This window comes from Rhizobacter sp. P3_C12 (genome assembly GCF_056402735.1).
In genome coordinates, this window is the sequence record NZ_JBFUGW010000184.1 from 1 (window position 1) to 12,803 (window position 12,803).

General features: G+C 64.7%; 15 protein-coding genes and 1 pseudogene. 6 read left to right on the forward strand and 10 right to left on the reverse strand.

The features are described from left to right. The 4 genes and pseudogenes from AC1DXV_RS23590 to AC1DXV_RS23605 all read right to left on the reverse strand — a co-directional run. Positions 1-792: pseudogene (locus tag AC1DXV_RS23590) on the reverse strand (hypothetical protein); the annotation flags it as partial. Between the two features lie 157 nt (positions 793-949). Further along, the gene (locus AC1DXV_RS23595) at positions 950-3,109 is read right to left on the reverse strand and encodes a pectate lyase-like domain-containing protein (protein ID WP_477864778.1); all 2,160 of its coding nucleotides are present in this window, start codon (positions 3,107-3,109) and stop codon (positions 950-952) included. Between the two features lie 382 nt (positions 3,110-3,491). Continuing rightward, positions 3,492-3,869 carry a VOC family protein gene (locus AC1DXV_RS23600; RefSeq protein WP_477864779.1) on the reverse strand — a complete coding sequence of 126 codons (378 nt, stop codon included), beginning with the start codon at positions 3,867-3,869 and terminating at the stop codon, positions 3,492-3,494. Positions 3,870-3,874: 5 nt separating this feature from the next. Continuing rightward, on the reverse strand, positions 3,875-4,270 hold the full coding sequence (locus AC1DXV_RS23605) for a GFA family protein (RefSeq protein WP_477935814.1): 396 nt from the start codon (positions 4,268-4,270) through the stop codon (positions 3,875-3,877). A 92-nt stretch (positions 4,271-4,362) separates the two neighbouring features. Here AC1DXV_RS23605 and AC1DXV_RS23610 point away from each other — a divergent pair, with 92 nt between their 5' ends. Then, entirely contained in the window at positions 4,363-4,935 is a 573-nt protein-coding gene (locus tag AC1DXV_RS23610; protein WP_477864781.1) for a hypothetical protein, read from the forward strand. Between the two features lie 147 nt (positions 4,936-5,082). On the opposite strand, the gene AC1DXV_RS23615 is transcribed toward AC1DXV_RS23610, so the two are convergent. The 5 genes from AC1DXV_RS23615 to AC1DXV_RS23635 form a co-directional block, all read right to left on the reverse strand. Further along, on the reverse strand, positions 5,083-5,661 hold the full coding sequence (locus tag AC1DXV_RS23615; RefSeq protein ID WP_477864782.1) for a flavin reductase family protein: 579 nt from the start codon (positions 5,659-5,661) through the stop codon (positions 5,083-5,085). A 23-nt stretch (positions 5,662-5,684) separates the two neighbouring features. Then, the gene (locus AC1DXV_RS23620; RefSeq protein WP_477864783.1) at positions 5,685-6,062 is read right to left on the reverse strand and encodes a nuclear transport factor 2 family protein; all 378 of its coding nucleotides are present in this window, start codon (positions 6,060-6,062) and stop codon (positions 5,685-5,687) included. A 71-nt stretch (positions 6,063-6,133) separates the two neighbouring features. Beyond that, positions 6,134-7,027 carry an amino acid ABC transporter substrate-binding protein gene (locus tag AC1DXV_RS23625; RefSeq protein ID WP_477935816.1) on the reverse strand — a complete coding sequence of 298 codons (894 nt, stop codon included), beginning with the start codon at positions 7,025-7,027 and terminating at the stop codon, positions 6,134-6,136. 7 nt (positions 7,028-7,034) lie between these two features. Continuing rightward, entirely contained in the window at positions 7,035-7,478 is a 444-nt protein-coding gene (locus tag AC1DXV_RS23630; RefSeq protein ID WP_477935818.1) for a VOC family protein, read from the reverse strand. A gap of 99 nt (positions 7,479-7,577) precedes the next feature. After that, the gene (locus tag AC1DXV_RS23635; protein ID WP_477864786.1) at positions 7,578-8,447 is read right to left on the reverse strand and encodes a LysR family transcriptional regulator; all 870 of its coding nucleotides are present in this window, start codon (positions 8,445-8,447) and stop codon (positions 7,578-7,580) included. Between the two features lie 407 nt (positions 8,448-8,854). Here AC1DXV_RS23635 and AC1DXV_RS23640 point away from each other — a divergent pair, with 407 nt between their 5' ends. From AC1DXV_RS23640 to AC1DXV_RS23660, 5 genes are all read left to right on the forward strand, one after another. Continuing rightward, entirely contained in the window at positions 8,855-9,358 is a 504-nt protein-coding gene (locus AC1DXV_RS23640; RefSeq protein ID WP_477935820.1) for a hypothetical protein, read from the forward strand. Between the two features lie 123 nt (positions 9,359-9,481). Beyond that, on the forward strand, positions 9,482-10,054 hold the full coding sequence (locus AC1DXV_RS23645) for a DUF3885 domain-containing protein (RefSeq protein WP_477935822.1): 573 nt from the start codon (positions 9,482-9,484) through the stop codon (positions 10,052-10,054). Between the two features lie 192 nt (positions 10,055-10,246). Continuing rightward, a complete protein-coding gene (locus AC1DXV_RS23650) occupies positions 10,247-10,780 on the forward strand; it encodes a hypothetical protein (protein ID WP_477935824.1) in 534 nt (177 codons plus the stop codon). A 183-nt stretch (positions 10,781-10,963) separates the two neighbouring features. Then, positions 10,964-11,578, forward strand: coding sequence for a TonB family protein (locus AC1DXV_RS23655; protein WP_477935826.1), 615 nt, complete (start codon positions 10,964-10,966; stop codon positions 11,576-11,578). A 455-nt stretch (positions 11,579-12,033) separates the two neighbouring features. After that, positions 12,034-12,168, forward strand: coding sequence for a hypothetical protein (locus AC1DXV_RS23660; protein WP_477873972.1), 135 nt, complete (start codon positions 12,034-12,036; stop codon positions 12,166-12,168). Between the two features lie 50 nt (positions 12,169-12,218). Here AC1DXV_RS23660 and AC1DXV_RS23665 read toward each other — a convergent pair. Then, positions 12,219-12,803 (reverse strand): hypothetical protein (locus AC1DXV_RS23665; protein ID WP_477935828.1); only part of this gene is annotated, 585 nt, incomplete at its 5' end.

The window sequence follows — 12,803 nt, forward strand, 5'->3', positions numbered from 1 at the left end:
GAGGTGCAATGCACGCTGGTTGTCGACCCAGGCGCCGCCGGTCAGGCCCCAATCGGAGTGGATGTGGATGGCCGGCTTGATCTTGTCCGTCTTGTTGTAGAACGGCTCGGGCATCAGCAGGTTCGAGTTGAACAGGTTCTCCCAGACGGTGTTCTCGAGCGTGTTGGCCGCGAGGGTCAGGTCGGCGTCGGAGATCGTCTCGTCGGAATAGAACGCGAAGTGGGCCGACTCCTTGACGAGCCTGAAGCTGGCCTGCTCGGGGTTCGGGCCACCGGCGCGCCAGGTGCCGGGCGTGACCGTGGGCTTCGGCGTGGTGCCGGGGGCGGCCCAGGTGGTCAGCGTGCTGCCCTGGTCGACGAYCGCGGGGCTGGGCGCGGGAGCGGGAGCGGGGGCCGGCGCAGGCGCAGGAGCCGGTGTGGGGGCMGGTGCCGGCGCGGGGGTCGGTGCGGGTGCGGGTGCGGGCGCCGGAGCCGGTGAAGGCGCGGGAGCGGGAGCAGGTGCCGGAGCAGCCGCCACCGGCCCGATCGCGCAGGCCTTGCGCTTGCCGACGACCGGGTCGCCGAAGGTCGCGTTGCTGCAGGCGATGGTGCCCGACTTCGTCGCGACGACCCACTTGTTCTGCGCGCCGTACGACACCAGGCGCGGCTTCGAGCCCACGGCACACGTCGCGCGCTCGCTGGCGCAGAACGTGTAGCCGCTCGGCCAGTCGGCCGCGAAGGCCGGTGCGGCCCCCATGCTGCCCACGATCGCTGCAGCAGCGGCGGCGATCCTCATGCGATTCATCTTCTTCATCGTCATCTCCCGAAAAGTGGCGCGATTCTGGAAGAGGACGACCGACCAGTGATGACCGCGGCGTTCTGGAGATCTGCCCGTCTGTCATCAAACGTAAGGCGAAAAAACAAAAACCCCCGGCTCCCGCCGGGGGTTCGTTTCGCGGAGGAACGTCGCGTTACGGGAAGGTGGTCACCGTCGGCGTGAACGACGCGTTGCAGCCGGTCTGCGACCCGGTGTTGTTGATGACGTGCACGATGCCGCCATTGCCGCCCAGGCACACCGAGATCATGCTGTGGAAGCGCACGCCGTTGTTGGTGGGCACCTCGATCGCACGGTCGAGCAGGATGCCGCCGTTGGTGAACACGCTGTAGATGCCCAGGCCCCAGGCTTCGTGGCTGGTGACGTTGTTCGACACCTTGTACGAGGCCCAGCCGCGGCCGGTCGTGCTGTTCCATGCCGACTGGCTCGGCGGGTCGTACGGGATCTCCGACTGGTAGAAGTACACGCGGCCGCCATTGCCGTTCCACACCACCTGGTGTTGCTGGAAGTGCTCGACGAACAGGCCGTAGATGGTCACGTCGTTGCCGTTCACCCACAGGCCGTTGGCGGACGGGTTGTCGTTCCAGCTGACGCCGTCGCCATGGTCGGCGCGCCACAGCCAGGTGTGGTCGACGATCGTGTTGTTGGCATTGATGCTCAACGCGATGCCGACACGGCCGGCCGCCGCGCCGCCGATGCGGAAGAACAGGTCATGCAACGCGGTCGGGTTGGCCGCGTGGCTGGCGCTGGCGCCGCTCGGGCCGACCTCCATCAGCACGCCCGATTCGGTGCGGCCCGCATCGAGGAACAGGCCCGAGATCGTCAGGCCATCGACGTCGGCCGTCTTGATCAGCGGCTGCCCGTTGTCGGAGCGCAGCGTCGCGAAGCCCAGCCCGAGGATCACCGTGTTCGGGTTGTTGACCTGCAGCGTCTGCGTCAACACGTAGGTGCCCGGCGTGAACAGGATGTGCTTGCCGGCCGCCAGCTGCCCGTTGATGGTGGCCGCGCTGTCGCTCGGCTTCGCGAGGAAGAAGCTGCTGATCGGCAGCGTCGTGCCCGGCGTGGTGGCGCCATTGCTCCAGCTGATGCCCGCGCTGTTGGTGCTCAGTGCAGGCACGCGCACCGCGTAGCTGCCGTTGGCATCGATGAACAGGTACGGCTTCTCGCGGATCACCGGCGTCTGCGCGATCTTGGTGTAGCGCTGGCCCCCGGTCGGGAAGTTGCCGGCCGGCGCGTTCGGCACGCCGACGAACACCATGTTCCAGTTCGAGCCGCTCCAGCTGCCCCACTGGCTGTTGCGCGAGATCCATTGCTGCTGCGACGCCGAGTTGACGTTGCCGTCGACCAGCACGTCGGAGAACCAGCCGCCGCTCGACCAGCCGTTGTTCTGGTTCAGCTTGATGTTGCCGCGCACGTGCATGCGGCGGAACGGGATCGCCTGCGAGACGGCCCACTGCATCGTGTTGTTGCCGATGCCCTGGCTCGGCGTGACCGAGAAGTTCTCGGCGCCGCGCCAGAAGTTCTGCGTCGCGTTGTCGCCGCCGAGGAAGGCGTTGGAGCGCAGGTCACCGTTGACGTGCACCTGGTCCGGGTGGCTGCCCAGGCCCAGCACCTGCGTGTAGAAGCCCACCGGGATGCGCAGGTTGTTGTAGGTGCCCGGGGTCAGCAGGATCGCATCGCGGCGCGGGCCGAAGTGGTTCGGCTGCTGCGCGTTGTAGATGTCGTTGATCTGGCCCTGCAGGTTCGGCGTCGACGGGTTGTAGATGTGGACGTTCGGCCCGAAGTCGGGCGTCGTGCCGGTCGGCGGCGGGTTGGTGGGCGGCGGGGTGGTCGTGTCCGACAGCACGAACTGCTCCCAGGCCTGCACGGCCGGGCGATCGGCGACCAGCAGGCCGCCGCGGTTCATGTCGGCGCTGACGTAGAGCCCGGTCGTCGCGGAACGGATCGCGACCGTGCCGTTGGCCTGCGTCTCCAGTGTGAACTGCTCCCAGGCGTTGATGGCCTGGCGGTTGGCGATCAGCCGGCTGGTGTTCGGTGCGCCCAGGCCCTGGTCGGCCGAGACGATGTTGCCGCTGATGGTCGCGCGGAACGACACCGTGCCATTGCCGTTGCGGATGACCTCGAAGTCTTCCCAGGTGCTGGCGACCGGCGCGGTCGCGTTCAGGAACGAGGTTCCCGTCGCGGTGGCGCTGACGAAGTTGTTGTTGGCCACGGCACGAAGCGTTGACGCGTCTGCCGAGGCGGCGAATGCGCCCAGCATCGCGGCCATCGCGACGGCCTGTCGGGTACTCCACATGTTCTCTCTCCTTGAAGGTTTCTTGTTGGCTTCCCCAGGCGTCCCTCGGCCTCGTCGCGAGGCCGCACCTGTGGCAAGGCATCCCAATCTATGAGCCCGGCCGGCTTTTTCCTGTGTCTCTTTGCAAGACTCGTCTGCGCAAAGTGGAACCGCTTCCAGCCGACGCGGCGATTTGATCATTCCTGGCGGGCCGGCGCCTGAGGGTAAGTCCGGACTTTCACTGTTTCAAAGTGCATCCGCGTTGGCGACAATGCGCCCGGAATCCAACGACAAGAGGCGGGAGAGGCCACGAGGAGGACGCCAGCGTGTACGAGCCAGTGCCGACGGGCAAGCTCTCGTTGACACCCGGCGCGCGCGAATCAGACAGCGCGGCTCGTTGACGTCAGGCCTCGGGTGCGTGGCACACCGCTTCGAGGTTGTGCCCGTCCGGCCCGATGACGAAGGCCGCGTAGTAGGTCGCGTGGTAGTGCGGGCGCAGGCCCGGCGCACCGTGGTCCCGGCCACCGGCCGCCAGGGCAGCGCGATGGAAGGCATCGACCTGCCGGCGCGTCTCGGCCCTGAAGGCCAGATGAAGATGGGCCGGCTTCTCGTCGGTCTGGAAGATGCACAGCGAGCAGCTGCCGTCCGGGCGGCTCAGCTCGACACCGTACGCGGGCGTGCCCTCCGAGACGACGGCGACGCCGAGCGGCTCGAGCGCCTGGAGGAAGAACGCCTTGCTGGCCGCGTAGTCGCTGGCGCCGAATTTGACGTGATCGAACATGCGGGTCAGTCCATGTGCTCGATGTCTGCGGGCATCCCGACCCAGCGGTGCATGCGTTCTTCGTACACCGAGAACGTCGGGCCGGGAAAGGAGGGATCGGCGAACGCACCGACGGGAATGATGACGCTGTCTTCGCGCCCCTCGCAGGTGTAGTACACCGTGGCGCCGCAGGTGGTGCAGAAGTGGAAGGTGGCGCGGCTTCCGCCATCGCCGACCCGATCGAAGGTGTTCGACGCGCCGGCCAGGGCCACCGACTCGGCGGGAAACCGCGCCTGCGCAGCGAACACGCTGCCCGTTCTGCGCTGGCAGGCCAGGCAGTGGCACACGGAGACGCGAACGGGATCGGCCGACGTGATGGCCGTGAGCTGTCCGCAAGAGCAACTGGCAGTTCGGGTCGTCATTTCTTCTTCAACGGCCCCGCGTCGGGCCGCCTCGTTCGCCAAGCCAGCGCGGAGTATGCAACGACCCCAGTGCAGGCATCATTGCCGCCGACATGACGCCCCTGAACCTTCCCTTCGACACCTTTGACTGGATCTGCGGACTGCTGCTCAACGGCGTTCTCGCATTCTTCGTGCTGGCGGCGATCACCGCCGCAGGTCGCCCGCTGTGGGGCATCCTGGTCACGGCGAGCGTGTTCGTGCTCAGCATCGGTTCAGCGGCGCTGGTCAAGCTTCTGCTGCAAGCCGCTGCGAGCCCGGAATACCTGGCAACTGCCTCCTACAGGCGGCGAGCACTCCTGACCTGGATGCCCTGGCCGCTGGGGATCGTCGCGACCTGCATGGTGATCCTCGGTTGCGTACACGCCATGCGGTGGGTCGACGAGCGGCGCAGGCGCCAGAAGACTCTCGAGACCTTCGGTCCCCAGCTCGGYGTGCGAAAGGCCTTGCACGAGATGCTCGCCCGGGCAGGGCAGGATGCCTCTTGCGGCCTGCCATGCCTGCACAACGGCGGCGTGCCGTGCACCCGGAACGGCCGATGCGAAGTGCGAGCGATCATGGCGCGCCTGCCGCCTGATGCGCCCAAGCTGACAGCACGCAAGCGCCGCCGGATTTTCTGGGACACCTGAAGACACGAGGATTGGCCCATGACCGCCCTTCTCAGGTTTTCAGGGGCCGTCGAGCAAGACGCCCGCATCCCATCGGGACATCGTGGCGCGGTTGAATGCCGGTCGAAGAACAGCCAAGGGTTGAACCAACCGTCAGCGCGGTGCGACCTACACCGGTCGCGCACGCAGCACGCCACCAGCGCACACAAAGTTGCCTCCACCAAGGTGGTGGATCGTCTGCAGCGCAACGTTGTCATCGCGAAACAACCAATGGCCGCCCGCGAAGATGCGTTCGTCGGCTGCGGCCGCAACCACCTCCGCGAAGCAGGTGTCATAGGCGTCCTCCGTATGCGGCTCGCGAAGCAGTCGGCATTCGAGCCAGGCGGCGCAGCCCAGCTCGATCAGCGGCATGCCGAGTATGGGCCCGGTCATGGCGGCGATGCCGTGGCGGGAAAACTTGTCGATGGCGCGTCCGCTTGAACTGCCGACAGCGTAGGTCAGGTCGACCAGCCCCGCACCCGGAAGACAGAGGCCGAATGCGCCGCTGGCCGTCACGAGTTCGCGCGTGTAGCTTCGCTTGTCGATGACGACGGCGACGCGTGGTGGGGTGAATTCGACTGGCATCGACCATGCGGCCGCCATCACGTTGCGGCGCTCGCCGTCGGCGCTGGTCACCAGTACGGTCGGGCCGTGATTGATCAGACGACTCGCATGCTCGGGCGCAACCGGTCGGAAATGGTCGTTCATCGCAGGCTCCCGGCTTTCGTCGCTCAGGCGCCCGGGTGCGTGTGGTAGACCTTGTTGACGATGGTCCACTTGCCGTCGATCTTCAGCAGATTGAAGAAATCGGTGAAGCGGTTGCCGGCCACATTGTCGCTGTCCACACGCGCACTCGCTGCGGTCCCGGCGATGTCGATGCGGGCGATGGCCGCCTGCGCCTTTGGCGAGGGTTCGAACGTGTCGACGATGTCGTAGAGCTTCTGGATCTCCGGTCCGAACACCTCCTTTCCATTGAGGCCGAAGATCGTCGCCTTCTCGTGAAAAGCCGGCTTCATTGCCGCGCTGCTGGCGTCGGCGTTGCCTTCAACGTACATGCTCAGTACTTCGGCGATCGCGTTGCATTCCTGGACGTAGGTCGGTGCGGTCATGTCATGGCTCCAGATTGATCAAGAAATGTCCCAGGCGAACCGCCGGGAGCATGGTTGGGAAGTCACTCGCATCACCGACGGGCGTACTCTTCCGCGGGCTTGTCGGTCGGGGTCGCCCAAGCGGCCTTCGTCTCCTCGGAGACCGGCAGATTGACGGCAGTGTTCGTCGGCGGAATCGGCTTCATGAACCACTTGTCGTAGAGCTGCACGATCTCGCCGCTCTTCATCATGCCGCGCAGCGTGTTGTCGATGCTTTGCTTGAAGGCTGGGTCATCCTTGCGGATCATGATCGCGATCGGCTCCACGCCCAGCACCTCGCCGACGATCTTGAAGTCCGCCGGATTGCGCGATTTGGCGATGTTGCCGGCCAGCACCTGCGCGTCCATCACGAATGCATCGGCTCGCCCCGAGTCGAGGTTGAGCATGCTGTCGGTGTGGTCCTTGCCGAAGATCTCCTGGAACTCGACGCCCGCCGCCTTCTGGTGTTTGCGCAAGAGCTGCACGCTCGTCGTGCCGGTGGTCGTCGCGACCTTGCGGCCATTGAGCTGACTGATCGACTGGATGCCGGAGTTCGCCTTGACGGCGATGCGGATCTCCTCGACGTAGGTCGTGAGTGCGAACGCGACCTGCTGCTGCCGGGTGGCGTTGTTGGTCGTCGAGCCGCACTCGATGTCGATCGTGCCGTTCTGCAGGAGCGGCATGCGGTTGGCCGACGAGACGGGCTGGTACTTGATGTCGAGCTTGGGCAGGCCGAGCTGTTTCTGCACGTCGGCGAGCGCTCGATGGCACAGGTCGATGTGGAACCCGACGTACTTGCCGTTGCCGAGCGTGTACGACAGCGCGCCGGAGGACTCGCGCACCCCCATCGTCACCGAGGCGGATTCCTTGATCTTCTGCAACGTGTCCGCCTGGGCGGCGGCGGTGGCTGAAACGGCGGCGGYGAGCGCAATGACCTGGAGCTTCACAGGCGCCTCACTTGGCGAAGAGGCTGGCGATGTTCGCGAACGCCTTGATCTCCAGCGCATTGCCGGACGGGTCGAGGAAGAACATCGTGGCCTGCTCGCCCGGCTCGCCCTTGAAGCGGATGTAGGGCTCGATGATGAAGGCGATGCCTCGGCCTTTCAGGCGCTCCGCGGCCGCTTGCCACTCGGGCATCGGCAACACGATGCCGAAGTGGCGTACCGGAACGCCGTGCCCATCGACCGCATTGCGTTGTGCTGGGCCGGCCTCACCGGGTGCGAGGTGGGCGACGATCTGGTGGCCGTAGAAGTTGAAGTCGATCCAGTCGTTGGAACTGCGACCTTCGGGGCAACCCAGGACCTCGCCATAGAACTGGCGGGCGAGAGAAAGATCATGAACCGGGAAGGCGAGGTGGAACGGGGACAGGGGGCCGGGATTGGTGGTCAAGGCTTGCATGGTCTCGCTCATCGAGTGGATTGACACTGGTCATCCTAGAGACCGCACAGAAAAAGAAAATCAATATCAATTTTCGCTGAGCATCAAGGAAATTTGACGTCAAATTCCGTACGCGCTGGAGATGAGCTGGGCCAGTGCGCGCACCGGCTCGCTGAGCGAGCGCCGTGCGCGGTGAACCAGGCCGATGTCGCGATGGAAGGTGCGGCTGCCCAGGTCGATGGCGCGCACAGCCGCCGGCCAGCGGCGATGCGTGGCCGACTGTGGAATGAGCGCCACGCCGACACCCTGCGCCACGAGGCTCACGATGGCCTCCAGTTCATCGACTTCGCAAACTTCCTGCACCGTGAGGTGCATCGCCCGCAGGAAGCGGTCGGCCTGCCGGCCACCGAAAGAAGCACGGTCATAGCGCACGAACGGCTGAGACGACAGCAACTCCACCCAGTCGTCGCCCGGCGTGTGTCGCGGCACGATCAGCCGGAACGGCTCCTGCGCCAGCGTCGTCCATCGCAGGTCGCTGTGCAGCGAGAACGGCGGGCGGATGATCACCGCCATGTCGATCTCGCCCGCGTCCACGAGGTTCACCAGGTCCATCGACAGGCCGGGAATGATGCGCGTGCGGCACCCCTGCCATTGCTTGTGGAACGCCGCCAGCGCCTTCGGCAGCAGTGACCGCTGTGCCGAGGCGATCGCACCGACGTTCAGTCGGGTGACGGCGGCATGCGCCACGTCGCCCGAGCCAAGACTCTCATACAAGCGCACCAGCTCGTGCGCACGCAGCAGTGTCTGATGCCCCATCTCGTTGAGCCGGGCCGAGCGGGCTGTGCGGTCGAAGAGCACGAATCCGAGCTCCGCTTCCAGGCGTTGCATCTGGGCACTGACGGCCGCCTGTGTCAAGCCGATTCTTTCGCCCGCGGCAGCGAATGTGCCTTCGCGCGCCACGGCAATCAGGGTTTTCAGCTCGCGGATCATTCGCAGGCGCCTCTTGTGGATCGAGCGAATGTAGCTCGTCGGTGATCTCCGAAATGCGGGCAAGGGCAGTCGCAGCTCCGGCCCGGTTCCGGTCGATGGCGATCGCACTCTCCATGCCTGGCCCGTGCACAAAGGGCGCCATCCCCGCCGCTGGCTGGCCGCTAGAATCCACCCCCACTCGCCGTAGTTCAATGGGTCGCTTTCATAGGTGAATCCACGGGCCCGTATCACTTCCGTATCAGTGCGGTGATGGCAGCGAGTGAGCGGGCTGCAGCGGTTGCTGCCGTTCGCGCCATTTCGTCGAGTGCTTGCAGCCGGCCAAAGCCAGTCGGTCGCGAACGTCTGGTTCCCGGTTGTGCTGTTGGCAGACAGCCTGGAACAGGTCGGCAACCCCGTTACGATGGTTCATGAAATCGAGCGCAGCAAACAGACTCACCATCGACTACCGCCTGACAGGCGCAGGATGGGCTGCGTGCACCATTCGATTCAATGAAGCTGCATGCGAGGTTACTGCTTCCTACTTATCCGATGCCCTGGCAAAGTTGGTCTTGGGTGCTCTCAGCGTGGTCGCAGAGATGCACAGCGTTTCCATCGGATTCGACGAGGAGCCGGGGGAATTCCGATGGGCCATCGTGCGGAACGGCAGTGACACGGTCCGCGTCACGATCGTCTCCTTTCCCGACAGTTGGATGAATCTTCCGGACTCGTCTGGCGAGCCGCTAATGTCGTTCGAGTGCAGCCCCGTCGAGTTTGGCAGGGCAGTCCGGGATGCAGCAAGCAGGGTTCTTGCGAAGCACGGAAGCGACGGCTATGCGGAGACGTGGGACATGCCATTCCCTGTGCGCGAACTTGCGCTACTCGAATCCTGGCTTGCGGCCCGTGACCGAACCCCATCAGATCCCGTTCACTGATCTGCAGATTCAAGATCAGCGGCAGCCAGGCCTGAACGTCCACGGCCGGCCACAAGTTGTCCGTCGGGATCGCCCGCGTTCAGTCCGCGCGACCTATGAATGCGCTCGGATAGAGTAGTGCATATGCACCCCGATCCCCTTGCCTGGTGGCAGTCTGAGTTCGATGAGATTGCGCCTCGTGGTCATCTTCTTCGTCGCGCCTTGAGTGCGCATTGGGTGCGGTTCCACTCACTCCCTGACTCAAAGCGGTACGCTGAGTCTCCCGACGAGTACGCCGAACTTCAAAATCGACACTTTCTCGTCGCCTCAGCGCTCTTCAGCGCGGGCGAGTCCCTGTACGTCTTCCGCGCGCATGGTGGCGAAACAAGGCTGCGCGGGAAGGCTAGGCATCAGCTTGCTGGGCGGCAATTCAGAGAGGCCGTTGTTGTTCTGCCGACCGAAAGTCTCGGGCAAGACGACGAGGATCGAATGTATGTTCGGGTGCTCGTTTCCAAATGGAAGCCTGACTTCTTCGRAGCTGCGATTCGCCTGCTTGCAGATTGGCAAGAGGTGGGCGTCTCGTTTGTCTCGCCGTCTACGAAAAACATCTTCTGCCCCTACGACGGGGGAATGGACATCTTCACGTTCTCCATCGCGCCGGAAGAGCTTCGCGCCCGCTTCGCGGGCTGGCTATCGGCCCATCCCGACGGCCTATGAATGTCTGCTTCGAGGCAACGAGTTTGCGCGCAGTGATTTCCGCTGTGGGTCGATCTGAGACAGTCGGCGGCGAGCCTGAATGTCGGCAACCTGCCTGAAGCTCATCCTCCGCCTCCGCGTCGTTGCCCCTTCCATCGAACAGACTTCGTTGGCACCGCATATCCTCGCCCGAGACATCGCAAATCGTCAGCCATGCAGAAGCCCTCCCCACGCCAACTTGGGTACATCATCGGGTCGTCGCTCAGCAACGGCCCGATGGTGCAACTCGCCAGTGCCCCGCCCGACAAGCTTCTCGATGCAGCAGGCTTGACGCGGCAACGCCTGGCCGATGAGTTCCTTCTCATCGCTGCCGCGGCTTCGCTGCACGCGATCGAGACTGCAGGACTATCGCCGGAGGCGGAGAACGATTCTGCACAGGGCCTCTATGACTGGATCGGAAACCTGCAGGATCCAACTCGAGACGTGGTGAAGCGCACTCTGGAATGGGCTGTCCAGGCCTATTCTGAGGCTGCTGCCAATGATGCCTCAGCGCCCCCCGCCCCCGGGCCTGTCAGTCAGATCGAGCTTGAGTTCATGGATCGCTTGCTCGATCTCGGCGACGATAYGGAGAGCCGCGTCGCTGCCTGCGGTCGCCTCGGCTTGGCAACGCCAAAGCACCTTTGGCACGTCTATGTTGCAGCTGCCAGCCGGGAGCTCAAGGCAACTGGACGCACCGATTTCTGCTAGTTCAATGGGCCTCCTTCATAGGTAGAACAGCAGACTCGTATCGCTTCCGTATCAGTGCGATCGTGTCATGAATGACAGGCCCGGCCACGTCGTTGATCGACCGGCGATCGAGACGCTCGTCGCCGCTGCCCATCGCGATATCCTCGCGCGCCTGAACTCCGCCGACTGACGCACCGCCCCACCATGCAACGCCTCTTCGCCCTCGTCTGCTTGTGCCTGTTGTCCACCGTCTGGAGCGCCAATGCTCAGGCTCAAGAGGCACCTTGCCCGAACCTGCAAGCGGCGGTCGACTCGGTCATGTTTCCGCAGGAGGCGGTTGCCCTCCGCATCAGCGAAGGCAAGGCGGTCGTTGCGCTCACGATCCGCGCCGATGGGGAAGTTGTCGATGCGACCGTGACGTCTGCCACGCACCCGGTGTTCGGCACGGCAGCACTCTCCATCGTGTCGCGCCTGCGCTGCAACCGGCGAGCAACCAGCCTTCGCACCACACTTCCCGTCGACTTCCAGCTCTTCGGGGACTCTGGTTTGCTCGCTTTGACCGGCTGCAAGCAGACATTGCCCGCTGACGGCGATGAACCCGGCTTTCCAAGGGAGGCGATGCGGGCGGGCTTGGAGAAGGGCGAGGTTCTCATCGACTTCAAGGTCGACGAGGAAGGACGCATCGTCGACATCGTTGTCGTGGAATCGACGCATCCGTCGTTCTCGCGGTCCGCATACCGCTTCATCGAACTGCTGGACTGCAGACGCGCGGAAAAGAACAAGACGATGCGCATGCCGTTCGGCTTTCGCGTCGAATAGGCACCCGCTTTCAACGCCGGGCCGGACACGGGTGTGGCATTCCTGCGAACCGTGCGGTCGTCCCGCCGACAGGTATGAAGAGCAGCCGCCGGGGCGGGCGCCCGCCGCTAGAATCCGCAGCCTCGCTCGCCGTAGTTCAATGGKACACCTTCATCGGCAGACGGCAATCTGCGTATCACATCCGTATCACTGCGAAGAATTGTTCGCGACTTGGTGTGCCGCGAGAGTGTCGAACGGATCTAAACGGAAGCAGAAGCTTCCGCAAAGGGCGAGCAGGCCTCAGGAACATCTGTCTCCACGGAGTCAGTCTGCGCCGTCTGTGGACCGCTCGTGAAAGACTGCTTCGATGTTGTTGCCTTCCTCATCGAGACGAAGGCGCCGTAGTCACCACGGTGGTAGCGCGGCCGGTAGCCAGGGGCCCCGTTGTCAGTCGCTCCGAGTGCAATCGCCGTAGCGTGAAAGCGATCTACGGCATCCTTGGACTTGGCGGCGAAAGCGACGTGAGCGTTCCGGACATGGTCGACCACGGCGTTGGGCAGATGATCGTCTTTCATCAACGCATCTTGCGCCAAGAGGCGCCATGCGTTTGATCTGTTGATTGCGAACTACGCCCCGCGGGGCCTTCAGGCAACTCACCGCTCTACCGCGCGTCGCACATCGCATCGGCAGCAACCGACTCGATCCTGCCGGGCGTGAAGCTGACGTCCCGCGACTTGTGCTCGTCGAGCTCTCGTCCACCAGCACCTTGTGCAGCCAAGCGCTCCAGAACAAGCAGCGGCCGCAAGGCGGCCAGCGCCAGCGCCCCCAGCGCGGCTCCCCACGCGATCAAAGCCCACCCCGTGGCCTGTTGGTCGTCGATCAGGTAGTTGACGCAGAGCGCCTGCTCGGTCTCACGGTACAGCAGCCCCGCGGTGGCCGTCATCCATGCCGCGTTGGTCAGGAAGAACGCAGCGACGACGGGCGACATCCGGGGCCGCGAAGCGCGCAGCAGGCCACCTGCCCCCGCCCACATGCCGACCTTCACGAAGCGCACGCCGGGCTCCAGCACAGCCAGGTCCAGCGCAGCCGGCACCATCCACAGCGCCAACACGCAGGTAGCCACGGTCGCGCCGAAGAGCCCACCAGCATCCACGCGGAGGCACACGGCAGCACTCCGCGGCCAGGCACCGCCGATTACCCACCCGCCCAGCCACAGCAGAGGCAGCTCCACCGCCATGTGCAGGCT